This window comes from Paenarthrobacter sp. TE3676 (assembly GCF_056279165.1).
In genome coordinates this window covers 628,915-653,643 of record NZ_JBWBQU010000003.1, presented here as the reverse complement: position 1 = coordinate 653,643, position 24,729 = coordinate 628,915, and the positions used below count along the sequence as shown (strand labels likewise).

The 24,729-nt window shown below is 61.0% G+C and carries 21 protein-coding genes; 6 read left to right on the top strand and 15 right to left on the bottom strand.

Annotation, left to right across the window (positions count from 1 at the left end):
* Positions 1 to 132 precede the first annotated feature (132 nt).
* The 3 genes from ACZ881_RS10635 to fdxA form a co-directional block, all read right to left on the bottom strand.
* Positions 133 to 1,416: a citrate synthase gene (locus ACZ881_RS10635; RefSeq protein WP_091468769.1), complete on the bottom strand. Its 1,284-nt coding sequence runs from the start codon at positions 1,414 to 1,416 to the stop codon at positions 133 to 135.
* 232 nt (positions 1,417 to 1,648) lie between these two features.
* Positions 1,649 to 2,797 (bottom strand): succinyldiaminopimelate transaminase, encoded by a 1,149-nt coding sequence (dapC, locus tag ACZ881_RS10630; protein ID WP_476115008.1) that lies wholly within the window; start codon positions 2,795 to 2,797, stop codon positions 1,649 to 1,651.
* 12 nt (positions 2,798 to 2,809) lie between these two features.
* Positions 2,810 to 3,136, bottom strand: a complete 327-nt coding sequence (fdxA, locus tag ACZ881_RS10625) for a ferredoxin (RefSeq protein WP_024817464.1) — start codon at positions 3,134 to 3,136, stop codon at positions 2,810 to 2,812.
* A 135-nt stretch (positions 3,137 to 3,271) separates the two neighbouring features.
* Here fdxA and ACZ881_RS10620 point away from each other — a divergent pair, with 135 nt between their 5' ends.
* Positions 3,272 to 3,523 carry a putative acetyltransferase gene (locus ACZ881_RS10620; RefSeq protein ID WP_243836819.1) on the top strand — a complete coding sequence of 84 codons (252 nt, stop codon included), beginning with the start codon at positions 3,272 to 3,274 and terminating at the stop codon, positions 3,521 to 3,523.
* On the opposite strand, the gene ACZ881_RS10615 is transcribed toward ACZ881_RS10620, so the two are convergent.
* On the bottom strand, positions 3,456 to 3,887 hold the full coding sequence (locus ACZ881_RS10615; protein ID WP_476115006.1) for a hypothetical protein: 432 nt from the start codon (positions 3,885 to 3,887) through the stop codon (positions 3,456 to 3,458). The genes ACZ881_RS10620 and ACZ881_RS10615 overlap by 68 nt on opposite strands.
* Positions 3,888 to 3,921: 34 nt before the next feature.
* Positions 3,922 to 5,838 (bottom strand): translational GTPase TypA, encoded by a 1,917-nt coding sequence (typA, locus tag ACZ881_RS10610; RefSeq protein ID WP_089595701.1) that lies wholly within the window; start codon positions 5,836 to 5,838, stop codon positions 3,922 to 3,924.
* Positions 5,839 to 6,121: 283 nt separating this feature from the next.
* On the opposite strand from typA, the gene ACZ881_RS10605 reads away from it, so the two are divergent.
* Positions 6,122 to 6,994 (top strand): SGNH/GDSL hydrolase family protein, encoded by an 873-nt coding sequence (locus ACZ881_RS10605; protein ID WP_414698772.1) that lies wholly within the window; start codon positions 6,122 to 6,124, stop codon positions 6,992 to 6,994.
* A 228-nt stretch (positions 6,995 to 7,222) separates the two neighbouring features.
* Here the strand turns inward: ACZ881_RS10605 and ACZ881_RS10600 are convergent, their stop codons facing one another.
* From ACZ881_RS10600 to ACZ881_RS10585, 4 genes are all read right to left on the bottom strand, one after another.
* On the bottom strand, positions 7,223 to 8,932 hold the full coding sequence (locus ACZ881_RS10600) for a dipeptide ABC transporter ATP-binding protein (RefSeq protein ID WP_178997016.1): 1,710 nt from the start codon (positions 8,930 to 8,932) through the stop codon (positions 7,223 to 7,225).
* A 10-nt stretch (positions 8,933 to 8,942) separates the two neighbouring features.
* Positions 8,943 to 9,887, bottom strand: a complete 945-nt coding sequence (locus ACZ881_RS10595) for an ABC transporter permease (protein WP_476115002.1) — start codon at positions 9,885 to 9,887, stop codon at positions 8,943 to 8,945.
* Positions 9,877 to 10,806: an ABC transporter permease gene (locus ACZ881_RS10590; RefSeq protein WP_017200386.1), complete on the bottom strand. Its 930-nt coding sequence runs from the start codon at positions 10,804 to 10,806 to the stop codon at positions 9,877 to 9,879. Before ACZ881_RS10590 ends, ACZ881_RS10595 begins: the two co-directional genes overlap by 11 nt.
* A gap of 124 nt (positions 10,807 to 10,930) precedes the next feature.
* Positions 10,931 to 12,613 (bottom strand): peptide ABC transporter substrate-binding protein, encoded by a 1,683-nt coding sequence (locus tag ACZ881_RS10585; protein ID WP_474659183.1) that lies wholly within the window; start codon positions 12,611 to 12,613, stop codon positions 10,931 to 10,933.
* Between the two features lie 568 nt (positions 12,614 to 13,181).
* On the opposite strand from ACZ881_RS10585, the gene ACZ881_RS10580 reads away from it, so the two are divergent.
* Complete coding sequence (locus ACZ881_RS10580; RefSeq protein ID WP_476114999.1) at positions 13,182 to 13,307, top strand: hypothetical protein; 126 nt, start codon at positions 13,182 to 13,184, stop codon at positions 13,305 to 13,307.
* A 271-nt stretch (positions 13,308 to 13,578) separates the two neighbouring features.
* On the opposite strand, the gene ACZ881_RS10575 is transcribed toward ACZ881_RS10580, so the two are convergent.
* Both ACZ881_RS10575 and ychF read right to left on the bottom strand, forming a co-directional pair.
* Positions 13,579 to 16,110 (bottom strand): hypothetical protein, encoded by a 2,532-nt coding sequence (locus tag ACZ881_RS10575; RefSeq protein WP_476114997.1) that lies wholly within the window; start codon positions 16,108 to 16,110, stop codon positions 13,579 to 13,581.
* Positions 16,111 to 16,265: 155 nt separating this feature from the next.
* Positions 16,266 to 17,351, bottom strand: a complete 1,086-nt coding sequence (gene ychF / locus ACZ881_RS10570) for a redox-regulated ATPase YchF (protein ID WP_476114995.1) — start codon at positions 17,349 to 17,351, stop codon at positions 16,266 to 16,268.
* 112 nt (positions 17,352 to 17,463) lie between these two features.
* Here ychF and ACZ881_RS10565 point away from each other — a divergent pair, with 112 nt between their 5' ends.
* Positions 17,464 to 18,738: a DNA recombination protein RmuC gene (locus ACZ881_RS10565; RefSeq protein ID WP_091468788.1), complete on the top strand. Its 1,275-nt coding sequence runs from the start codon at positions 17,464 to 17,466 to the stop codon at positions 18,736 to 18,738.
* Positions 18,739 to 18,828: 90 nt separating this feature from the next.
* Here ACZ881_RS10565 and ACZ881_RS10560 read toward each other — a convergent pair whose 3' ends face one another.
* Positions 18,829 to 19,914, bottom strand: a complete 1,086-nt coding sequence (locus ACZ881_RS10560; RefSeq protein ID WP_024817476.1) for a 4-hydroxy-3-methylbut-2-enyl diphosphate reductase — start codon at positions 19,912 to 19,914, stop codon at positions 18,829 to 18,831.
* A 50-nt stretch (positions 19,915 to 19,964) separates the two neighbouring features.
* Complete coding sequence (locus tag ACZ881_RS10555) at positions 19,965 to 20,828, bottom strand: hypothetical protein (RefSeq protein WP_476114992.1); 864 nt, start codon at positions 20,826 to 20,828, stop codon at positions 19,965 to 19,967.
* A gap of 182 nt (positions 20,829 to 21,010) precedes the next feature.
* Here ACZ881_RS10555 and xseA point away from each other — a divergent pair, with 182 nt between their 5' ends.
* Together xseA and ACZ881_RS10545 are read left to right on the top strand one after the other, a co-directional pair.
* Entirely contained in the window at positions 21,011 to 22,288 is a 1,278-nt protein-coding gene (xseA, locus tag ACZ881_RS10550) for an exodeoxyribonuclease VII large subunit (protein ID WP_476114989.1), read from the top strand.
* A gap of 40 nt (positions 22,289 to 22,328) precedes the next feature.
* Entirely contained in the window at positions 22,329 to 22,589 is a 261-nt protein-coding gene (locus tag ACZ881_RS10545; protein ID WP_364307075.1) for an exodeoxyribonuclease VII small subunit, read from the top strand.
* On the opposite strand, the gene ACZ881_RS10540 is transcribed toward ACZ881_RS10545, so the two are convergent.
* On the bottom strand, positions 22,586 to 23,440 hold the full coding sequence (locus ACZ881_RS10540) for a polyphosphate kinase 2 family protein (RefSeq protein ID WP_364307073.1): 855 nt from the start codon (positions 23,438 to 23,440) through the stop codon (positions 22,586 to 22,588). The two genes, ACZ881_RS10545 and ACZ881_RS10540, sit on opposite strands and share 4 nt — an antisense overlap.
* A 53-nt stretch (positions 23,441 to 23,493) precedes the next feature.
* Positions 23,494 to 24,714 (bottom strand): pyridoxal phosphate-dependent aminotransferase, encoded by a 1,221-nt coding sequence (locus ACZ881_RS10535; RefSeq protein ID WP_364307071.1) that lies wholly within the window; start codon positions 24,712 to 24,714, stop codon positions 23,494 to 23,496.
* Positions 24,715 to 24,729 lie beyond the last annotated feature (15 nt).

Here is a 24,729-nt window from a genome sequence, read left to right as displayed (position 1 = left end):
CCGCCCCACCGCTCCCCGCCGCCCCCCCCCCCCCCCCCCCCCGGGCCCCCCCCGCCCCCCCCCCCCCCCGCGCGCGCCCCCCCCCCCCCCCCGGGGGGGCCGCCCGCCGTCGTTATTGACGCTGTTGCCGTATCAGTTGGCCGGGTAGTTGCGCTCCGGCTCCCCTGTGTAGAGCTGCCGCGGACGGCCGATCTTGGTCTGGGGATCGTTGATCATTTCGCGCCACTGGGCAATCCAGCCCGGGAGTCGTCCAATGGCGAACAATACAGTGAACATCTTCTCCGGGAAGCCCATGGCCTTGTAGATGAGGCCGGTGTAGAAGTCGACGTTCGGGTACAGCTTGCGCTGGATGAAGTAGTCGTCAGCCAGTGCTTTCTCTTCGAGGCGCATGGCAATGTCCAGCAGTTCGTCATTGCCGCCGAGCTTGCCCAGAACTTCGTGTGCCGTTGCCTTGATGATCTTGGCGCGGGGATCGTAGTTCTTGTAGACGCGGTGTCCGAAGCCCATGAGGCGGACGCCGTCTTCCTTGTTCTTGACCTTCTCCATGTAGTCCTCGGGCTTGATGCCGTCGGCCTGGATCTGGCGCAGCATCTTCAGCACGGCCTCGTTGGCGCCACCGTGAGCGGGGCCGAAGAGGGCGTTGATGCCGGCGGACACCGACGCGAAGAGGTTCGCGTTGGACGAGCCCACCAGTCGCACGGTGGACGTGGAACAGTTCTGCTCGTGATCCGCATGCAGGATGAGCAGGAGGTCCAGGGCCTTCACGACCACAGGATCCATTTCGTACTGCTCGGCGGGCAGGCCGAAGCTAAGGCGCAGGAAGTTCTCCACCAGGTTCTGGGAGTTATCCGGGTAAAGCATCGGCTGGCCGATGGACTTCTTGTGCGCGTAAGCAGCGATGACAGGCAGCTTTGCCATCAGGCGGATGGTGGAAACTTCCACGTGTTCCGCGTTGAAGGGATCCAGCGAGTCCTGGTAGAAGGTGGACAGCGCAGAAACAGCCGAGGAAAGCACCGGCATGGGGTGGGCGTCACGCGGGAACCCACCGAAGAAGCCCTTAAGCTCTTCGTGCAGGAGCGTGTGACGGCGGATCTTCTGATCAAACTCTTCCAACTCTGTGGGAGAAGGGAGGTTGCCGTAGATCAGCAGGTAGGAAACTTCGAGGAAGCTCGAGTGCTGCGCGAGCTGCTCAATGGGGTAACCGCGGTAACGCAGTACGCCTGCGTCGCCGTCGATGTAGGTGATGGCCGAGGTGGTGGCCGCTGTGTTCATGAAGCCGGGGTCATAGGCGACGGCGCCCGTCTGCTTCAGCAGCTTGGAAACGTCATAACCTTCGTTTCCTTCTACAACCTTGATGCGCGGCAGTTCGAGTTCGCCGCCGGCATGGCGCAGTGTCGCGCTGGTGGTCTCAGTCATGGAGTCCCCTTCATGAGGCCTCAGGGCCTCTATCGAACGCTTGTCCAACAACCTTCTGGTGTCGCCGCCTTCGGCCCTACTGTTGCAGGGCTCCAACGGCCGAAGTGCTTTCTTAGAGAAGGCCACCATTGATAGTCAGTTAAAAAGCTACCGCCAGTAACCCTACGGAACTAATCCGTATCGTCCGGTTACTGGCGGAATAACGCTATTAGTGGTGCAAGTCACAGCATTGTTATGAGGCCGTGCCAAGCCGCTCTACGGCGGCATCAATTCGTTCGTCGCTGCCGGTGAGCGCCACGCGGATGAAGCCATTGCCGGCATCGCCATAGAAAACGCCCGGGCCAACCACGATGCCGAGTTCCGCGAAGCGCGCCACCGTATCCCACGTGGCTTCGCCGGCTGTGGACCACAGGTACAGGCCGGCCTTGGATTCGTGGATCTTCAGTCCGAAGTTCTCCAGCGCCGGCACGATCCTCTCGCGGCGTCCGCGGTAGAGGTCCTTCTGGGCCAGGACATGGCCGGCATCGCCCAGAGCGACGCGCATGGCTTCCTGCACAGGGTAGGGAACGATCATGCCCGCATGTTTGCGGCTGTTGACCAGATTGGCCATGATCGCCGAATCTCCGGCCACGAATGCGGCACGGTACCCGGCAAGGTTGGACTGCTTGCTGAGCGAGTAGACGCACAGCAAGCCATCGGTGGAACCTCCGGTAACCCGGGGATCCAAGATGCTGGGGACAGCTTCGCCGCCACGCTGAACATCCCATTCGCCCCAGCCCAGCTCTGCGTAGCACTCGTCGGAGGCCACTACTGCTCCGAGCTCACGGGCCTGGGCGACGATCCGTTGCAGCGACTCGATGTCACGGACGCTTCCTGTGGGATTGCCCGGTGAGTTGATCCAGATCAACCGGACCTTCGCGCGGGTGGCGGGATCGAGTTCATCCAGATCGTCAGCGGCAACTGCCGTGGCGCCTGCCAAAGAGGCGCCGATGTCGTAGGTCGGGTACGCAACGGTGGGACGCACAACGACGTCGCCTGCGCTCAAGCCCAGCAGGAACGGCAACCACGCCACGAGCTCCTTCGAACCCACGGTAGGCATGACGTCCTTGGGGTCCAGCCCCGGGACGCCGCGACGGCTGGCGAACCAGTGCACAACCGCCTCCCGCAAGGCCTCCGTGCCGTGAACCGTGGGATAGCCGTGGGCATCGGCAGCGTTGGCCAGAGCCTCGCGGATCAACCCGGGGGTGGGGTCCACCGGAGTTCCGATGGAGAGATTCACTGCGCCACCGGGGTGCTTGGAAGCCGTGGCGACATACGGCGCCATGGCCTCCCAAGGGTAGTCAGGCAGGTTCAGGCCGAAAGCCGGCGCCGCTGAAATCACCGAAACTACCGCCTAGTGGTCTTGGTTCTGCGGGGGCAGCGCGGAAATGAACGGGTGGTCCTTGCCTGTGTTGCCGATCTTGGCTGCTCCACCCGGGGAACCGAGGTCGTCGAAGAATTCAACGTTGGCCTTGTAGTAGTCGGCCCATTCCTCCGGGGTGTCATCCTCGTAGTAGATGGCCTCAACCGGGCACACGGGTTCGCAGGCTCCACAGTCGACGCATTCATCGGGGTGGATGTAGAGGGAACGCTCACCTTCGTAAATGCAGTCGACAGGGCATTCTTCAATACATGCCTTGTCCTTGACATCTACACACGGCTGCGCGATTACGTACGTCACGTCCCAGACCTCTCCACGGTTTGTCCCGGCGATGGCCGGGGTAATACGGCCGGCATCATGCCGGGCACTCAACTTCCGAGCCTATTATCCAACAGTGCGCTGACGCCAACCTAGCCCGCGTCTTAGTATGAAACGGTGACTCCCCCGAACTTGCCGCCCCGACAATTCCTCCTCGCCGCAGAACCAGGCATCCGGGTGGTGGTCAGGTACAGGATCGAGGACGGGTTGACGGACGCCTTGGGCTATCTGGTGGGAACTACGGAAGGTTCCTGCACCATCAGGACCCGTACGGCCGACGTCGAGATTCCGTTGGCAATGGTTATCGCGGCGAAAGAGGTTCCACCGCCACCGCCGCGTCGGCAGTCCGTCCGCGTCGCAGCCGACTGACAACCAGCAGTTTAACAGCCGTAAGCATGATTAACGTCACTACGCCGATGCCGAAGACCCACACGTTGCCCACGAGGTCGCCGAGTATCAACTGCTTGGCGGAGCCGGCTGAAGACAGGACGCCGACGACGGCATAGCTCACCACGCCTGCCACCGCGGTCGGTATCACCGAGCGGGACCATGCAGCGAGCCACAACTGCATGGACGCCAGCAGCAGCAAGGCTGCGGCCACGCCCCAAGAGAGTTCGACGCCGGACCAGAGTACGGTCTGCCGGTGCAATGCGGTGCCAGTCAGGGCAACGAAAAGAGCCGCCAGAACGGCCGTGGCGATACCACGGACCGAACCGGCGGCTCCTCTCTTCATTCAGCTGTTCCGAACTGGTTCAGGCCAGTTAGGACTAGGACTTGGCGCGGGCGCGGTTGGCCTTGGCGCGCTCGTTGGAGTCCAGGATGACCTTACGGATACGGATGGCATCCGGGGTTACCTCGACGCACTCGTCTTCGCGGGCGAATTCGAGGGACTCTTCGAGGGTGAGATCGCGCGGCGGCGTCAGGTTCTCGAAGGTGTCGGAGGAAGCGGCACGCATGTTGGTGAGCTTCTTTTCCTTGGTGATGTTGACGTCCATGTCATCAGCGCGGGAGTTCTCGCCAACAATCATGCCTTCGTAAACCTCGGAGGTGGGCTTCACGAAGAAGGAACCGCGCTCCTGCAGATTAATCATGGCGAAGGGCGTAACAACGCCTGCGCGGTCGGCAATCATCGAACCGTTGGTACGGTATTCGATCGGTCCGGCCCACGGCTCGTAACCTTCCGAGATGGAGGCAGCGATACCGGCGCCACGGGTGTCCGTCAGGAACCGGGTACGGAAACCAATCAGGCCACGCGCAGGAACGATGAATTCCATGCGGCACCAGCCGGTGCCGTGGTTGGCCATGTTGGTCATGCGGCCCTTGCGGGCAGCCATGAGCTGCGTGACGGCGCCGAGGTATTCCTCGGGCACATCGATGGTCATGTGTTCCATCGGCTCGTGCAGCTTGCCGTCGATGGTCTTGGTGACAACCTGCGGCTTGCCCACGGTCAGCTCGAAGCCTTCGCGGCGCATCTGCTCAACGAGGATGGCCAGCGCGAGCTCGCCACGACCCTGGACTTCCCAGGCGTCAGGACGCTCGGTGGGGAGCACCTTGATGGAGACGTTACCGATCAGTTCCTTGTCCAGGCGATCCTTCACCTGGCGGGCCGTGACCTTGGCGCCCTTGACCTTGCCGGCCAGCGGCGAGGTGTTGATACCGATGGTCATGGAGATCGCGGGATCGTCCACGGTGATCAACGGCAGCGGCTGCGGGTTCTCGGCGTCCGTGAGGGTTTCACCGATGGTGATTTCCTCGATGCCGGCGACAGCAACGATTTCACCCGGGCCAGCGGACTCGGCAGGAACACGGGTCAGGGCCTTGGTAGCCAGCAGCTCGGTGATCTTGACGTTCTTGAGCTCGCCGTTAGCACGCGCCCAGGCAACGGTCTGGCCCTTGCGGAGCGTGCCGTTGTAGATGCGAAGCAGTGCGAGGCGGCCAAGGAAAGGCGATGCGTCCAGGTTGGTCACATGTGCCTGCAGCACGCCGTCCGGGTTGTACGTCGGAGCGGGGATGTGCTCGATGATGGTCTTGAAGAGAGGCTCAAGGTCCTCGTTCTCCGGAGCAGAGCCGTTGGCCGGCTGATCCAGGGACGCGCGGCCAACCTTGGCAGCGGCGTAGACGACGGGAACTTCGAGAACCTTGTCCAGGTCCAGGTCCGGAACTTCGTCGGCGAGGTCCGAAGCGAGGCCCAGGAGCAGGTCCATGGACTCGTGGACAACCTCGTCGATGCGGGCGTCGGGACGGTCGGTCTTGTTGACCAGGAGGATGACCGGAAGGTGCGCGGCAAGGGCCTTGCGGAGCACGAAGCGGGTCTGAGGCAGGGGGCCCTCGGAGGAGTCGACCAGCAGGACGACGCCGTCAACCATGGAGAGACCGCGCTCAACCTCGCCACCGAAGTCGGCGTGGCCGGGGGTGTCGATGACGTTGATGGTGATGGTCTCGCCGTTGGACGACGGGCCGTTGTAGGCAACCGTGGTGTTCTTCGCGAGGATGGTGATGCCCTTTTCGCGCTCCAGGTCACCGGAGTCCATGACACGGTCCTCAACCTCACCATGGGAAGCGAAGGAGTTGGTCTGCTTGAGCATGGCGTCGACCAAGGTGGTCTTACCGTGGTCAACGTGTGCGACGATCGCGACGTTGCGCAGATCGCTCCGCGACGCAGTGTTGGTGATGGTTTCAGACATGCGTTAATGACTCGATTCAGTGGTGAAGTCAGCTGTTTGTATCCGCGCGCATACCTGATCGACTTGATCGGAACACACAGCGAAAAGACCCCGGGACACAGGGCACCTGCATCCAGTCTAAACGCAGTTGCATTTCTGAGCCTAAAAAGCAAGCTATTCAGCGCTCGGATGTGGCGCTGCTCACACTGCTGTCTTGTTATGTAAACGCAAGTCCAGATGCTGGATTTTCCCCGCGCTGTGCACCATGATGGGCTGCAGAACCAGTGCCACGTGGAGAACAACGATGCGACAAGCTCCGGCCGTGTTCCGTATGCTCGCACCATTGATCGCCATTGGCGTTCTAACGGTAGGCTGCGGACCAAGCCCAGCACCAATGACCGCCCCCTCTGGATCGACCGCGCCCGGGCCTGCGCAGACAGCCGCCGCAGACAAACCGCTCAGGATTGCACCTGCCCCCAGTTCACTCAACCTGCCCGTGGGATCCCTGTATAAGAACCCCGCGAACAACCGCAGCGAACTGGTTCTCGCCGACGTGCGCCACACCGCGGTTCTTATTGGCGATTCCCAGTCCATGCCGAAGGATTCCTGGCCGCAGCAGGGCATCGCAGCCATGGGCTACAAATTGCACGTAGTGGGTATGGGCGGCACCGGGTACGTGGCCACCAACGGAAAGACCGGCAACTACATCGACGCGTTGCAGCGCGGTGACTGGGTACTGCCCTTCGGTGATCCACCGCTGATCGTGGTCCAGGGCGGCGGCAACGATGCCACCCAACGCGCCACCGACGCCCAGATCACCAGCAACGCCGAGCGGCTTCTCGCAGCCCTGAAGAAACGCTACCCGGGCACCACCTTGGCCATGATTGGAACCCTTGCCAGGGGCGTGAGCAACGGAGGCGGACGCCGCACTGAAATCGACGCCCTTCTAGGCCGTATTGCCGCCAAGCACGGCATACCTTTCGTCAGCGCGGGCGACTGGCTCACCCGCTATAACGCAATCGGGGATCTCCAGGACGGCGTGCACTTGAAGCCGGCCGGGCATGCAAAGTTAGGCGCCGCACTGGCTCGCGAATTCACTTCGCTTGGCCTCACGGCGCGCCCGGACAGCTCCGCCTCCGCACCGGAATCTGCACCTGAATCGGCACCTGCGCAGTAGAGCGCGCGTTGCGCGGCCCGCTCTGCACGCTTCGCGAGCCCTTTTGCGCGCAGAGCAGGCCTCACAATACGTAGTTGCGCGTTGCGCGGCCCGCTCTGCACGCTTCGCGAGCCCTTTTGCGCGCAGAGCAGGCCTCACAACAACGTAGTTAACGGCAAGAGCCGGTGGTTCCCTTCTCGGGGGACCACCGGCTCTTCTGCTAAACAGCCGTCAAACGCTCGACGCCGGTCAGGCCACTGCGGGTGGCAACAAAAGCGAACCGCCCGGAATGGCATCCAGGAGTGCTTGCGTGTAGGCCTCGCGCGGGTTGTCGAAGACGTCATCCGTGCTGCCCGTCTCCACGAGCTTGCCCTTTTCCATGACGCAGACATGATCCGCGATCTGACGCACCACCGCGAGGTCGTGCGTGATGAACAGGTACGTGAGGCCGAGGTTGTCCTGAAGGTCAGCCAGCAGGTTCAGCACCTGAGCTTGGACAAGGACGTCCAAAGCCGAGACCGCCTCATCGCAGATGATGACTTCCGGATCCAAGGCCAGGGCACGTGCAATGGCAATGCGCTGCCGCTGGCCACCGGAGAGCTCGTTGGGGTACCGCTGCATCATGGACTGTGGCAGGGCTACCTGGTCCAACAGTTCCCGAACCTTCTTTTCACGGCTAGCTGCGTTGCCGATCTTGTGTACGCGCAGCGGCTCTTCAATGGTCCTGAAGATGTTGTACATCGGATCCAAGGAACCGTAGGGGTCCTGGAAGATGGGCTGCACACGGCGACGGAACTTGAAGAGTTCCTTACCCTTCAGCCCCGCGGTATCCACGCCATCAAAGATGATCTGGCCCTCACTAGGCTTTTCCAGCTGGAGAACCATTTTGGCCACAGTGGACTTGCCCGATCCGGACTCCCCCACGATAGCCGTGGTGGTCCCGCGCTTTACGGAGAAGCTGACATCGTCAACAGCAGCGAAATCGGAGGTCTGACCCAGCCCCTGACGCAGTTTGTAGATTTTGCGCAGGTTCTTGATCTGGAGGATCTCGTCCTGGACGCGGCTTTGCGCTGCTGCCACAGGTGCCAACAGGTCACCGGCATCCACGCCCTGCTCCTTAGCCACTTGAATGCGGCGTGATGCCAGGGACGGCGCCGACTCCACCAAGCGGCGGGTATACGGGTGTTGCGGATTGCGGAGGAGCTCCAGAGACGGACCCGCCTCAACAACATTGCCTTGGTACATGACAATGACTTTGTCAGCCCGCTCGGCAGCCAAGCCGAGGTCGTGCGTGATGAGCAGCACGGAAGTGCCAAGCTCAGTGGTCATCTTGTCCAAGTGGTCCAGGATCCTGCGCTGCACAGTCACGTCCAGCGCCGACGTGGGTTCGTCGGCGATCAGGAGCTTGGGCTGGCAGCTCAGGCCGATGGCGATCAGGGCGCGTTGACGCATGCCGCCGGAGAACTCGTGCGGATACTGCTTGGCACGCCGGGCAGCGTCCGGGAGGCCGGCTTCAGCAAGCACCCTGGCCACGTCGTCCGGGCCATCCGGCCGCCCGTTGGCTTTGAGCGTTTCACGAACCTGGTAGCCGATCTTCCATACAGGGTTCAGGTTGGACATGGGGTCCTGGGGAACCATGCCGATATGGCTGCCACGGAGCTCGATCATGCGCTTCTCCGAAGCGTGGGCGATGTCTTCGCCGTCGAGCAGTATTTGCCCGGCGGAGACGCGTCCGTTGTTGGGCAACAAGCCGATGGCGGCTAGCGCCGTCGTCGACTTTCCCGAACCCGACTCCCCCACAATGGCGACCGTTTCGCCCGGCATGATGGACAAGTGGGCGTTCTTTACCGCCTTGACCTCCCCGGAACCGGTCTTGAAAGTGATGGCCAGATCCTTGATTTCCAAGATGGGCCGTACCGGTGCTGTGGCTTCATCAATTCTGATGTTGGCAGAAGTCATGTTCGCCTCCTTAGCGCTGACGGCTCTTGGGATCAAGAGCATCGCGGACGGCGTCGCCAAGCATGATGAAGCTCAGGACGGTGATGGACAGGGCGGCTGCCGGGTAAAGCAGGATTCCCGGGTTGGTTCGAATGGATGCATTGGCCGCGGAGATGTCGTTACCCCACGACATGACGCTGCCAGGCAACCCGACACCCAGGAAGGACAAGGTGGCCTCCAGGACGATGAAGACGCCCAATTCCAGGGTGGCAAGGACGATCACGGGTGCCAGGGCGTTCGGCAGCGCATGCTTGACCAAGGCGCCAAACTTGGAAACACCCAGTGATCGGGCCGCCGTGACAAAGTCCGCGTTGCGCACTTCGATGACAGCGCCTCTGGTGATGCGTGCCATTTGCGGCCATGCAAGCAGGGATATCGTCAGGACCACGGTCCAGACGCTCCGGTTCTCACGGAACAGCGGGAGCTGCGTGACAACAAGGGCGCCGAGGATAATCGGCAACGCGAAGAAGATGTCGCCCAGTCGGGCCAGGACGGAATCCAACCAGCCACCGTAATAGCCGGCAAGCGCACCGAGGGTGACACCAATGATGACGACGGCAAGCACGGACAGGACACCGACGGAAAGTGAAGCCTGCGTACCGTGGATTACGCGGGAATAGACATCGCAACCCTGCAGGGTGAATCCCAGCGGGTGGCCGGCTGTGGGCGAGCCCTCGGAGTTGGCCAATTGGCAGTCGTTGTTGGGTTCGACGCTGGTGAACAGCCCCGGGAACACGGCAACAATAACCAGGAGCAGAATCAGCAGCGAGGAGACGATGAACAGGGGGCGGCGGCGAAGCTTGCGCCAGGCATCAGCCCAGAGGCTCAGGGGCGCCTGATCTGTTTTGACAGCGTCAGTGGCCAGAAGCGGTGTCTCCTCGACGGGAGCCACAAAGTGTTCATTATTACTGGTCATAGCGGATCCTCGGGTCAAGCCAGGCGTACAGGAGGTCAACCAAGAGGTTGGTGATAACGAAAACCAGGACCAGGACGCTCACAATGGCGACGATGGTAGGTCCCTCGCTGCGCGCGATTGCCTGGAAGAGTTTGTTACCCACTCCGGGGACGTTGAAGATGCCCTCGGTAACAATGGCACCACCCATGAGGCCGCCAAGGTTGGCGCCCAGGTAGGTCACCACCGGGATCAACGAGTTCCTGAGGATGTGGGCCACCACGACGCGGGGCCGGGAAAGTCCCTTTGCCGTAGCAGTGCGTACGTAGTCCGCGTTCATGTTCTCGCTGACCGAGGCTCGAGTCAGGCGGAGGACATAGGCGAAGGACACTAGTCCCAGCACGACTGCCGGGAGGATCAGGTTGCCCCAATCGGCGTTGGCGCCCACTGTAGGTTTGGCCCAGCCGAGCTGGACACCGAACACGAGCTGGAAGACGAAGCCCAGAACGAAGGTGGGAACTGCGATCACCAGGAGGGAAACGACCAGAACGGTGGAGTCGAAAAGCTTGCCCTTCTTCAGACCGGCGAAGACACCGAAGGCAATACCGAACACGGCCTGAATGATGAGGGCTTCAATGGCGAGCATTGCTGTGACAGGGAAAGCCCTGGCCAGGGAGTCCGCAATGGGCTGCTGGGTGAAGTCAACGCCAAGATTGAAGGTGAAAAGGTTCTTGATGAAGAGCCCGTATTGGACCCAGAAGGGCTGGTCCAGGTTGTACTGGGCCCGCAGGGCGTCGATGACGCTCTGCGGGGGCTGGCGATCTCCGAAGAGGGCTGCAATAGGGTCGCCGGGTAGCGCGAAGACCATGTAGTAAACGAGGAGCGTGGTCCCCAGGAATACCGGGATGACCTGAAGGAGCCTACGGAAAATAAAGCGAACCACGGGTCACCCCTCTCCGGTGGTCGGGCGTTGATGTGTCATGTGTGCCTTCCTGCCAAGCAAGCAAGGGGGGCCCGGCGCTTTGGCCGGACCCCCGCTGCCCTAAGGCAAGTTCAGATCCTGAGGACTACTTGGCCTCGATGTCGAAGTAACGGATGCCGCCGTTCCAGCCGGTTTCGGCTGAGACAACGTTGTTGCTCCAAACGATCGGGGTTGCCCGGTACCACAAGGGGAGGCCGGGGAGGTCCTTGAACAGGACCTCTTGTGCCTCGTTGAACTTCTTGTTGGCGTCTTCCGGAGTCTTGGCTGCAAGGCCTTCCTTGAGGAGCTTGTCGAAGTCGGGGTTCGAGTACTTCTCGTAGTTGGACGATGCGTTGGTTGCCCAAACAGGTCCGAGGAAGTTGTAGAGCGACGGGTAGTCACCCTGCCAGCCGGCGCGGGTCAGGCCCGGGAGGGACTGGGACTTGCGCAGGTCCAGAACTTCAGCGAACTTCGCGAACGGCTGGATTTCAGCCTGGATGCCGAGGTTGTTCTTGAAACCGTTGGCAACGGCGTCGATCCATTCCTTGTTGCCGCCATCGGTGTTGGAGGCGATGAGGAGGGGCTTGGAACCGTCGTAAGGCTTGATCTTCTCGGCCTGCTCCCAAAGATCCTTGGCCTTGGCGGCGTCGAACTTCAGGACATCGCTGCCGGGGATGGCGTCGTTGTAGCCGTCGAGCACGGGAGCTGTGAACTCGGTGGCCGGGGTACGCGTGCCGTTGAAGATGACCTTGGTGATCTCTTCACGGTTGATGGCGTGGGACAGAGCCTGGCGACGCAGCAGACCGGCTTCACCCTGGAAGTTCGGGTTGTAGCCCGGGATGTTCAACGTTGCGTTGTTGGCGTTCGGGCGTGTGGAGTTACGGTCCGGGAAGTCCGTGGTGTAAGTCTTCAAAGCGTTCGAGGGAACAACGTCAGTGATGTCGAGGTTGTCGGCCTGGAGATCCGTGTATGCGGGGCCCGGATCCGTGTAGAACTTGAAGGTCACGCCGCCGTTCTTGGCAGCACGCGGGCCGGTGTAGTCAGCGTTCTTGACCAGGGAGATGGACTGGTCGTGTACCCAGGCACCTTCCTTCTCGAACTTGTACGGGCCGTTGCCGATCGGGTTCTCGCCGAACTTCTTCGGGTCCTTCAGAGCCTCGGAAGGCAGCGGGTAGAAGGCGGAGTATCCAAGGCGCAGTGACCAGTCAGCTTCGGGCTGAGCGAGCTTGACCGTGATGGTCTGGTCGTCAGTCGCGGCCAGGCCGGACATGGTCTGGGCCGTAGGAGCAGGCGTCGAGGTCTTCTTGCCGTCGGCGCTGGTGGTCTCCGTGACGGCGCTGACGTCGGCGTAGCCTTCGATGGACTCGAAGAAGAAGCCGTTGTTCTGGAGGTTGGTGCTCAGCGCGGCGAAGTTCCAGGAATCAACGAACGTCTTGGCCGTGATGGCCTCACCGTTGGTGAACTTGGCGCCGGACTTGACCTTGATGGTCCAGTTCTGTGAATCGGTGGTTTCGATCGACTCCGCCAGCGCGTTGACGGGCTTACCGTCCGAGTCGTAGGCACGAAGGCCTTCAAACAGCAGCTCGACGACGCGGCCACCGTACACCTCATTGGTGTTGGCGGGGAGCAGCGGGTTCTGCGGTTCGTTGCTGTATGCGGAAATGACCTTGTTGGGGTCAGTTGCGGCTGAGCTGTTCGTATTGCTGCCGCCACCGCCGCCGCAACCGGTCACTGCGAGGGCGATGATCGCCGCTACGCCTAGAGCTTTGGAAGTGCGCGAGAAACGCATTCCGCCTCCTATGAGTCGTGGAGTTGAGCAGGGGAAATTCGTGATTTCCCCCAGGCACAGGCACAGTTTCCTACTGTGACGTTGCCTACATGTGTGTGTAAGCCTACCCACATTGTGTCCAGATGTTGGGACATGCTGGCCAAACTGTAACCGTTCCGCAACCTCCACATGCCTAAACTGGCGCGGATTTCAAGTCAAACCCTACTCGGTGGTAATATTCGCTGTCTGACAGCAGGACAGGGCCTCTCTTCTCCGGGAACAGCCCGGTTCACCTCACCCACACCGGCTGGATCACGACGGCATCCAACGCTATCTCTTGGCACCTTCGGGGGCCTCCTGGTGGCTTACGAACCAGTGCCGGCTCGATCCCCGCTCTGAGACTTCCCCCGCGGAACCCTGGCGCATCATGAAGTTGCCGCCTACAAGGTGTCCGTAGTCTTCGGCTGGAACAGCTTGCCCCACACGTGCTTGCGCGACGGGCCGTTGGGCGAAGGAATGGTTCAGGAGTGGCAAGAGGAAGATCCCAGCCAGAATCCCGTGGACCTGTCCCGGCAGATGCTGGAAACAAGTGGTCCGCGACCAGGGCGAGGACGGGCAGATGGTGGCCCTGGTCCGTGAAGATTCAGCGGCGCGCAGGAGAATGGCCGTGTTCGACGGCGGCCACCGCGTCAGCGCCGCACTCGAGGATGAGTAGGGTCGGGACTTGGAAAACTGATTAAGCCAGCAGAAGCCGAAGCGCTTGCCGCCCGGTGCGGCGTGTTGCTCGAAGAGGGGCAGTTCCCGCCTCCCGGCGGCGAATCCGTCAGCTGTTCCGTCGCCGCTTTTCAAATGCGCCGTCCATAACCCCCAAGATCCTAAACAAGTTGAGGCCCTTACCGGTTCGCCGGGAAGGGCCTCAACTTTATGGATCCTGATGTCAGCGAAACTTCTGTAGTGTCAGAGACCCCGCCAGAGTGCCACGGGTCCTAGTAGTTGTTGAAAGACAGCTTCACTTTGCCATCCTCCACGCTGATATTGGCGCTCAGGGACACTGAGGTGGTGTCCGTTGTAGTTTTCCAATCAGAAGTCCCGAATCCATATGAGTTGTCCTTCTCATAGGTGACGGTCGCTTTACCGGGAGTCTCCGTGCGGACACGCCAAGGGGAAGTACCGTAGCCCTTGCTCACAACGAACGTGGGCTTGGTGGTGAGTGCCCAGCGGAAGTTCTTTGTATAGCGCGACGAACTGTAGCTGTTCAACGGGCAGTTGGCCGGCCTGGCCTCGGTGGACTTCACACATTCAGCTAGGTAGGCGTCGATTTGGGCCATCGCCTCCGACTTCAAGGCCTCGGAAGCTTCCACCTCAAGGCTGGCCACGGGGGAAGTTGAAACAGTTCCGATGTTCACCATCGCCGTCAGCTTCGGGGCCGTCAGGTATTTCTCCGAGGACGGCAACTCCACCGTGTACTCGCCGGGCAAAGCGGGGAAGGTCACGGAGCGATTGTCGGCAAGGTTAACGTCAACTGGCTGTCCGTTGATCAGGACCGTCTTCACCGGGGTGTCCGAGGAGATACGCAGGTTCCGGGGAGGCGCAGACTCCATGACCCAGTGGTCATCCAAAAACTCCGGGTTGGACTTACGCAAACTATAGGTCGTTTGCTGTTTCCGGCCGTCCTGATACATATCGGCAACCACGTTGGCTTTGTCGTTGGAGATATTCGTCGACACGATGTCGAACCTGTCGATGCGCTTGGCCGCCTTGGAATAGACCTCGTCGGAGAGAAGAACCCGCTGATCATTGGCAACGCCGGGATCGGCGATGGCCATCGCTTTGGACGCCTCGCCATTCTGCAGCGCCTGGAGGTAGCTGGCAACGGCCTTGTCGGGTCCATTGTTTCCCTTGATCACATCGACAGCGATAAACCCACCGACAATCAGTATGACGACGAGACCGGCTGCCCCCAAAATCAGGCCAAGCTTGCGCTTTGCCTGGGCAGTCATGGGCTCTCTCGGTGACAGTGCCGGGTAGGCTCCAGCGGCAGCCGTCCCGTTTGGATCGTCAACGGCCGCAGTGGCAACCTGTTCCGCGACGACTGGCTGGGCAGGAGCGATCTTGTACGCCAAGGGCAAAGGCACGTACCTGCTCAACTGGGGCGCCAGATAGCGTGCTGAAACTTCCGTTGCGCCGCCCCACAGCAGCAGGAAGAACGGCGTCCACCACGCCAGCGTCATGCTGACGGCGCCCGAAGCCAACGACCCGGCGTCGAAAGTCCCCGTCACGCCGCTGAGCCACGTCATCAGCGTCCCGACAACGAGGAAGGCTGCAGGGAGCATTACCCAGTCGGCGATCTTGTTGCTCACCACCGGCCCCCGGCGGAGGTACCAGAAGACGGAAGCCACCACGACGGAAATTAGCGCCAGGAAAAGCATCAACCACCCTGCCCAACCCGGGACACCGAACTGGGTGAGCGCGTTTCCAAATCCAAAGCTGATGTCTGAACCTGAAGAATTGGACGATGAAGACATGCTTGAACCGGAATTCCAGGTGCGGCTGACGGCACTCAGGTGGCCCAGGCCGAACATGAAAAAGCCTGCCGTTGGCGCCCACAAGGGCGATGAGAGTGAGGCCTGCCATCCGGACTTTATGCCGATGGCAATCACCAGGACGGGAATCACAATGGCAAGGAATACACCATAGTGAACCGCCACAGTTTCAAAGGCCCGGCCAATTGCAGCACGCAGCCCGCTGCGGACGGGGAAACGTGGCGTACCTGACACGCGCCCCAAATATGCGGCGAGAGTTCCGAGGATCAATGCAAACGCCACAGAGCCAAAAGTCACTGCCCCGATCGGGCTGATCTTCACATTGGGAATCGGCAGGCTTACAGCAAAGATCGCCCCGATGATGTTGACCAAGAGAGTGAAAACGAGGCCTGCTGTCGCTGCCTCGATCCAGAATCCGGCTGTGGATTGGGCCGCGGACCGCTTGGCGGCAAACCGTGCGGCAAAAAACAGGACCGCAACCGAGATGGCAGTCAGCAACAGTGGAACAGCAAAGAATGACGCCGAACCGTGCACGCTACCGACGAACGGAATGGTTGCGTCGATGCTTGAGCCGAGCGCGCCAAGCTGGCTCATGACCACCAACTGAACAGCGAATTGGCCTAGCAGAGACCACGGAGACGGCATTGTGCTGTCGCCGGACACCATTGAATTGGACGGTATCTCGGTGTTGCCGCCGTTGCTGACGGCTACACCTATCAAAGCCAGAATCAGAAAGAGAAGTGCCGTGATGAGAACGGCCATATAGGAAACGGCCCCCACTAGGGCCCCGGGAATCAGCGATTTGAAGTCAAAGGAACTGAAAAGAGTGGACACCTGTGTACTTTTTGCCCCGGCTTCGTTGTGGCCGGCGTTCTCCGTGCCAGCGGCCGGTGGGCTGTCCGGCGCAGCATTGTGCGGGCCGGTATTTTGCGGCGGCCCGCCGGGAGTGGCAGGTGGTTGATGTGGTTCGGTCATAACAATTCCCCCTTATTGTTCTTTTCCTGCTCATGGTGCCATAGCCCGATACATCCCACGCGGTTGTCGTATCGCGTGGGATGCCTCGGCATTCACACTACGAAAAATGCCGCCCTCCGTTCTGCAGGTGCGGCATTCTTCCATCAAACAAAAATCTAGACGTTGAAGCGGAACTCCACCACGTCGCCGTCGGCCATCACGTACTCTTTGCCTTCGATGCGGACCTTGCCACGGGACTTTGCCTCGGCCATGGAACCGGCGTCGATGAGGTCGTCGAAGGAGACAACCTCGGCCTTGATGAAGCCGCGCTGGAAGTCAGAGTGGATCACGCCGGCAGCCTGCGGTGCCGTGTCGCCCTGGCGAATGGTCCAGGCGCGGGTTTCCTTGGGACCAGCCGTGAGGTAGGTCTGCAGGCCAAGGGTGTGGAAACCGACGCGCGCCAGCTGATCCAGGCCGGATTCGCTCTGGCCGTTCATTTCCAACATCTCGCGGGCTTCTTCCTCGTCCAGTTCGACGAGGTCGGCTTCGAGCTTGGCGTCGAGGAATACGGCATCGGCGGGAGCAACCAGGGCACGCAACTCGTCCTGCTTTTCCTGGTTGCCGAGGATGCCTTCATCGGCGTTGAAGACATAGATGAAGGGCTTTGCGGTGAGAAGTCCGAGCTCCTTAAGATGCCCCATCTCCAACTTGTCGCTCTTGATGGAGGAGAAGATGGTGTCGCCGCGTTCCAGAACTGCCTGGGCTGCCTTGATGGCGGCGAGTTCGGCTGCTTCGCGCTTCTTGATCTTGACTTCTTTTTCGATGCGCGGGATCGCGTTTTCGATGGTCTGAAGGTCTGCCAGGATCAGCTCGGTGTTGATGGTCTCCATGTCGGAGCGCGGATCAACCTTGCCGTCGACGTGAATCACGTCGGGGTCGTCAAATACGCGGACGACCTGCGCGATGGCCTCTGCCTCGCGGATGTTGGCAAGGAACTTGTTGCCCAGGCCTTCGCCCTCGGAGGCGCCCTTCACGATGCCGGCGATGTCCACGAAGGACACGGGAGCGGGAAGCAACTTCTGCGAACCGAAGATCTCCGCCAGCTTCGCCAGGCGGGGGTCCGGGAGGTTGACCACTCCGACGTTCGGTTCAATCGTTGCGAACGGATAGTTCGCCGCGAGCACCTGATTACGGGTCAGTGCGTTGAAAAGAGTTGATTTGCCGACGTTGGGCAGTCCGACGATGCCAATAGTAAGAGCCACGAGCATTGATTCTACCCGTTGGAACCGTGTCCGCGGTTGTTCACTCCCCCAATCCGTGGCCCCCGGCGGCAACCTCGCTAAAACTGTCGTACCCCTGTGACAGGGTTGCCACATGGATGGATTTGGATTGGTATTGGCCCTGCTCATGCTGCTGATTGGCGCTGCGGTTGGTCTCGCGGCTGGCTATGTTGTCTTCCGACGCCGGGGCGCCGGCCTGGAAGAAGACTTCGACGCCGTTTCGTCACGGCTTTCGGAGGTGACGGCACAGCTGGCAGCGGCCGACGCCGAACGCCGGCTCTTGTTTACGCAGAACCGTGAGCTGAACGCAGCAAGGAATTCTGACGGCAGCGTCCTGCGTGCGCTCGCTCCCGTGGCGGAAAAGCTGACGGCAGTCCAGCAACAGGTTTCGCTCCTCGAACGGGACCGGGTGGAGCAGTACGGGCAACTCGCCCAGCAACTTCAGGATGCGCGTTCGTCCGACGAACAGCTCTTGCGGTCAACCCATGCTTTGGCCTCAGCGCTCCGTTCCAATAGCGCCCGCGGCCAGTGGGGCGAGGTGCAGCTGCGCAGGGTGGTGGAGGCCTCCGGGATGCTCCGGCACGTGGATTTCCATGAGCAGGTTCATTCCGGACGTAGTGACAACACCCTGCGGCCGGACCTGGTGGTCCAGCTTCCCGGGGGCAAGCAACTGGTGGTAGATGCCAAGGTACCGCTGGCTTCCTACCTCGCCGCGCAGGAACAACTCCACGGAGACGGCTCGTTCGGCGAGTCGGTGGGACCTACCGTCAACCATGACTCCAAGACCCTGCTGGCACAGCATGCAAAGGCGCTCAAGGCCCACATCGACGCTTTGGCGGCCAAGAAATACTGGGACATTCCGGGGAACTCGCCTGAGCTGGTGATCTGCTTCCTTCCGGCGGAATCCATTCTGGCGTCAGCCCTCGAAGCCGATCCGGCGTTGCTTGAACATGCCTTGTCCAGGAACGTGGTTCTGGCGTCGCCCGGGACTTTGCTGGCGGTCCTCAAGTCGGTTGCCTTCACCTGGCGACAGGACGTCCTCACGGACAGTGCCCATGAGCTGTTCGAGCTCGCCAAGCAACTGTACGAGCGCATGGGCACACTTGGCGAGAACGTCGGTAAGTTGGGAAGCTCACTGAAGACATCCGTGGATCGCTACAACGCCATGGTGGGCACGCTGGAGGCTCGGGTACTCCCGACCGCGCGCAAGCTCAACACCATGGACGATGCGGGTCTTGCCGCTCCCATGTCTGTGGAGGCTGTCCCCCGCGCCTTGGCAGCCCCTGAACTGCTCGCCGTAGACACCCTCGGGCACCAGGACTCGACCAGCGAACACGAGGACAGCGAAGACCAGGAGTCAGCCGCTTAGGACGTAACCCCTCCTAACGAAACTGGCCCGTCGTGGAAGCTTTCCCGTAGGAAGGCGACCATGGCGGGCCAGTTTTGTAAGGAGAAAGAGCTAGGAGGTCTGACGGTTTCCACGGCCGCCAAGGGCACGTGTCACGTCGCCGGCCTTCTTCAAGGTGGCCCGCAGTTCCTTTGGAAGCGAGAAAAGCAGGTCTTCCTCTGCTGTCACCACTTCCTGGACCTCGCCGTAACCGTAGTCAGCCAGAAGCCGCAGAACATCTTTGACGAGTACTTCAGGGACAGAAGCGCCGGAGGTCACGCCCACAGTGGCGACGCCCTCGAACCAGGACTCGTCCACTTCATTGGCGAAGTCCACTCGGTACGAGCTCTTAGCACCATATTCGAGGGCTACCTCAACCAATCGCACAGAATTGGACGAGTTGGCCGAACCCACAACGATCACGAGGTCAGCCTGCGGTGCGATCTTCTTAATGGCCACCTGACGGTTTGTGGTGGCGTAGCAAATGTCATCGCTGGGCGGATCCTGCAGCGTGGGGAACCGGTCCTTAAGGAGGCGAACCGTCTCCATGGTTTCGTCCACGCTGAGAGTGGTCTGCGAAAGCCAGATGGTCTTCTCCGGATCCCGCACGGTGACCTTGTCTACCTCGTGCGGTCCGTTGATGATCTGGATATGCTCCGGGGCCTCACCGGCGGTTCCTTCGACTTCCTCATGGCCTTCATGGCCGATGAGCAGGATGTCGTAGTCTTCCTTGGCGAAGCGCACAGCTTCCTTGTGGACTTTAGTCACCAGTGGGCACGTCGCGTCGATGGTGCGCAGTCCGCGGTCCTCGGCTGATTGGACCACTGCAGGAGAGACACCGTGTGCCGAGAAGATGACCAGGGCACCTTCGGGAACCTCGTCGGTCTCCTCGACGAAGATGGCTCCTTGTTCCTCGAGGGAACTGACCACATGCACATTGTGAACGATCTGCTTGCGCACATAAACGGGAGGGCCGTAGTGCTCCAGGGCCTTCTCCACAGCAATGACAGCCCGGTCCACGCCGGCGCAATAACCTCGGGGAGCCGCCAACAGAACCTTCTTGGGGCCCGTGACGGGCGCCGCTGCCTGAACCTCTTCCGGGGAACGGCGTCTACGGGGCACCGTGGGCATAGGAATGGAAACTGCTGTGCTGGTCATTCCTCCATGCTACCGGGCCGGACTTTGCCTCCCTGCTATCGGGCAGGACTTTAGCTGCTGGCCGAACGTGACCCTCGTCGCCCTGACACAACGGAAGCTATGACGCCGGCCACAAAGACTCCACCGGACGCCACCGCTGCGATGCGGATCCATTCCCCGAAGCCTGCCTTGGCTGCCGTGAGGAACTCCTGCTTGAACAGCTCAGCCACGCCGTTTGCGCTGGACAGACTGCCAACCACTCCCCCGGCAAGATCCGCCCCGGCCGTCCAGAGAGCAGCAAGCGCCAAGCCGCCCAGTCCGAGGAAGACCAACACCAAGGACCGCCGGCGCGCGGCGACAAGCGCCAGGAGCATGGATATCAGGGCACCGAGTGCGGCCACCCACCACAGGGGTGCGAATGCCGCCACCCGCTCCACCAGTTGGCGGTGGGAGGGCTCCCCCAGGGACACCAGACTTTCCGCAGGAACATCAATCCGAATCCGGGTGGCCTCGGCAAAATGATCACGAATGAGCCGAACCAAAGGGCTGATATCAAGGACCAGAGCGGTAGTGGTGGCGGCCTCCTCAGGTTGGTTCGCAGCGCCGAAGTTCAACCTGTGACTGTTGCGTACTGTCTCTTCCCACGCTTGAGGGTAGTCGCTCCACGATTGCATGCCCGATGCAGCGCTGCGGAGTGCGTCGGCCGCCAAGGACTGGATAGGTCCTGGAAGATCCACGGAGGACTCGAAGGTTCCAACAGCGGCCGTGGCCAGGCGGTCTTGGAATTTCGGATCGCTTCCTAATTCACCTGCTATGTGTACAAAGCCCTCTTCTTTGACGATGTTCTGGTCAATCCACGCCGTCGGAACGGCCACAGCCGTAAGGATTAAGGCGAGGATAACTCCCAATGCTGAAACAAAAGTACGCAAGGTCATCCTCAGGCTCGGGGGCTATGGCACCATCCTAGGTCTGTCCACATGGCAGAAAAAATGTCGGAGGCGTCGCCCAAGCTATGGATAGAGTTGGAAGGCCGGTTGGCAACCACAGCCGCACCCCTGAGCGAGGACTATGACAATGCAGGAAAAAACACGGCGACTGAACCAGCCATGGACCCACCATGTCCGCTGAAGCGACACCGGAATCCACGCTGCCGGGGACTGCCGCCGAAACCAGCCCGGACAACCCCTGGCCCCTGCAATTGCTGTCCCGCAAGCTCAAGGCACACATAGAGCGGGCTCCGGCTGCATGGATCGAAGGTCAGGTCATTGAACTGAACCGCCGGGGCGGTAACGCTTTCCTGACCCTGCGTGATGTTGACGCAGAAATTTCACTTCCGGCATCGGTCTGGTCAACGGTGCTTGACCGCCAGAAGATACCCCTGGAACGGGGTTCCCGGGTGGTTGCCTTGGTCAAGGCGGACTTCTGGGTCAAGACCGGCCGCTTGAACATGTCCGTCAAGGACATTCGTCCGGTAGGCCTGGGCGATCTACTGGCAAGGATCGAACGGCTTCGCCAAGCTTTGGCAGCCGAGGGACTGTTCGCGGATTCGCGGAAGCGCAAACTCCCGTTGCTCCCCCACCGCATCGGCCTCATCACCGGTCGGGATTCCGATGCCAAGAAGGACGTCCTGCGCAACGCTGCGTTGCGTTGGCCAGCAGTTGAGTTTGATGTTCGCGAAGTGGCTGTCCAAGGCAACACCGCCGTTTCGCAGATCATCGCGGCCCTAAAGAAACTGGATGCCGACCCCCACGTGGATGTCATTGTCCTCGCCCGCGGTGGCGGCGCGCTGGAGGATCTCCTGCCGTTCAGCAATGAAGACCTCATTCGAGCCGTCTCGGCCGCGACCACTCCGATTGTTAGTGCAATCGGCCATGAAGCTGATCGTCCGATCCTGGACGACGTAGCGGACTTACGTGCGTCAACACCCACAGACGCGGCCAAGCGCATAGTTCCGGATGTGGCCGAAGAACTGGCCATGGTTCGCCAGGCCCGGGACCATCTCCGCCGAAGTATCAGCCGCATGGTGGACCGCGAGACTGATCGACTCCATGCACTGAGGTCCCGGCCCGTATTGGCCACTCCTGCTTCGATGGTGGATGCCCGTTCCGAAGACATCCACCGCTTGCAGCGAAGGACCCATTCTGCGGTCAGCACCGCGGTACTCAGGGCATTGGACCAAGTCCACCACTTGCGTGCGCAGGTCCGTGCCCTCTCACCCCAAAAAACACTGGACCGCGGTTATGCCGTTGTCCAGCTCCTCGGCGAGGACCAGACGGGGCACCACGTGGTGAGCAGCCCAGAGGAAGCACCGGACGGGACGCCGCTAAGCGTCCGCGTAGCTGAGGGCCGTTTCAGGGCTGTCTCCGCCGGCCAAGGACAACTCGTCGAACACTAAGACTGCCGAAACCACCGTCACCACCACATCAAAGGACACCATGACTGAGAACAATCCAACGGCACCGGAATCCCTGGACAGCTTGAGCTATGAGGAAGCCCGCGAACAACTCGTAGCCGTCGTAGGGCGCTTGGAAGCAGGCGGAGCCAGCCTGGAAGAATCGCTGGCGCTTTGGGAGCGTGGCGAGGCACTGGCCAAACGCTGCGAGGACTGGCTTGAGGGCGCACGCAAGCGTCTGGCCACGGCCCGTGATGCAAGCAACGACGGCGGAGCCCCGGCCGGCGGCAGCCCTACGGCCTAGGACTCCACCACGAGGGCACGCTCAGCAGCGACATCAAAGTCAGCCTTGGGCCAATCCAATTGCAAACCACCCAGGGCATCCAACAGCAGTTGCTGGACGGCGATGCGGGCGTACCACTTCTTGTTGGCGGGCACCACGTGCCAAGGTGCGATGTCGGTTGACGTTTTCTCGAACGCAGTGCTGTACGCGTCCATGTACTCATCCCAGTACGCACGTTCCGCGAGGTCGCCGCGACTGTATTTCCAGTGCTTACTCGGGTCGTCCAAGCGGGCAATGAGGCGCTTTTTCTGCTCGTCCTTGCTGATATTGAGCATGACCTTGACGATAGTGGTTCCCTGCTCGTGCAGGCGTGACTCGAAGTCGTTGATCGCTGCGTACCGGCGCTCCAGTTCGCCAGCGTCAGCCCAGCCATGGACGCGGTGGATCAAGACGTCCTCGTACTGTGAACGATCAAAAACACCCACCATTCCGGCGGCAGGGGCTTGTTTTTCGATCCGCCAGAGGAAGTCGTGCGATTTTTCTTCGTCCGTCGGCGCCTTGAAAGCGGTCAGCTGCACACCTTGCGGGTCCATGGCTCCCACAACGTGGCTGACAATGCCGCCCTTGCCCGCAGTATCCATGGCCTGAAGAATGAGCAGGAGCCTCTTGGGGCTACCGAACTTCCCTTCGGCGAAGAGCTTTTCCTGCAGTTCGGCAAGTCGATCGTCCTGGGCGGCCAGCAGCGCCTTGCCGTCAGCTTTCACACCGGTGTAGCCCGGGGTGGATTCAGGGTCCACGCCTGCCAGCGTAAACCCCGATCCCACCCTCAGTACCTCGGCCGGACTTTTGGCGAACTCAACTGCAGCAGCCATTGGCATGCCTTTCTGCCCGGCCGCGCCCCCGTGGCGCGGCTATGGACCTCAGGCTAGTTGCCCGGGTACCTCGACAGGAAGTCCGCCATGCGGCCAATGGCTTCTTCGATGTCCTTGACGTTGGGCAAGGTGACCATTCGGAAGTGATCCGGACGAACCCAGTTGAACGCACGCCCATGGGACACCAGGATTTTCTGCTCTTTCAACAGGTCCAAGACGAACTTCTCGTCGTCCCTGATGTGATAAACCTCGGGGTCCAGCTTCGGGAACAGATACAGGGCGCCCCTGGCCTGCTGGGTGCTGACACCGGGGATGGCGTTCAAGAGGTCGTAGGCCTTGTTGCGCTGCTCCAGGAGCCTGCCGCCGGGAAGGATGAGATCGTTGATGCTCTGGTAGCCGCCTAGCGCGGTTTGGATGGCGTGCTGTGCAGGTACGTTGGCACACAAGCGCATGTTGGCCAGCAGGTTGATGCCCTCGAGGTAATCGGCAGCATCCTTCTTGGGCCCGGAAATTGCCATCCAGCCAGCACGGTAGCCACAGACGCGGTAGGCCTTGGACAGGCCGCTGAACGTCAGGCACAGAACGTCATCACCGGTAAGCCCGGCGAGGTTAACGTGAACTGCGTCTTCGTAGAGGATTTTCTCGTAGATCTCGTCAGCGAAGAGAACCAGTCCATGCTTCTCAGCCAACGCAACGATCTTCTTGAGGGTCTCCTCCGGGTAGACGGCACCGGTGGGGTTATTGGGGTTGATCACCACAATGCCCTTGGTCCGCGGCGTGATCCTGGATTCCATGTCCTCAAGATCGGGCTGCCATCCGGACTCTTCGTCGCAGAGGTAGTGCACGGGACGGCCGCCGGCAAGTGCCACGGAAGCCGTCCACAGGGGGTAGTCCGGCGTGGGAATCAGCACTTCGTCACCATCATCCAGAAGTGCCATCAGGGACATGGTGATGAGCTCGCTGACACCGTTGCCGAGGTAGATGTCGTCAACGTGGATGTTCTGGATGCCGCGCGTCTGGTAGTACTGCGAGACGGCGGTCCTGGCGGAGAATATGCCACGGGAATCGCTGTAGCCCTGAGCGTTGGGCAGGTGGCGGATCATGTCCACCAAGATGGCGTCAGGCGCTTCAAAACCAAAAGGGGCCGGGTTTCCGATGTTCAGTTTGAGGATCCGGTGACCCTCCGCTTCCATTTGCTGGGCGGCCTGAAGAATCGGTCCACGGATGTCGTAGAGGACATTATGAAGCTTGGTGGACTGCTTGAAATTCGCCATCCCTCAAATATGCCA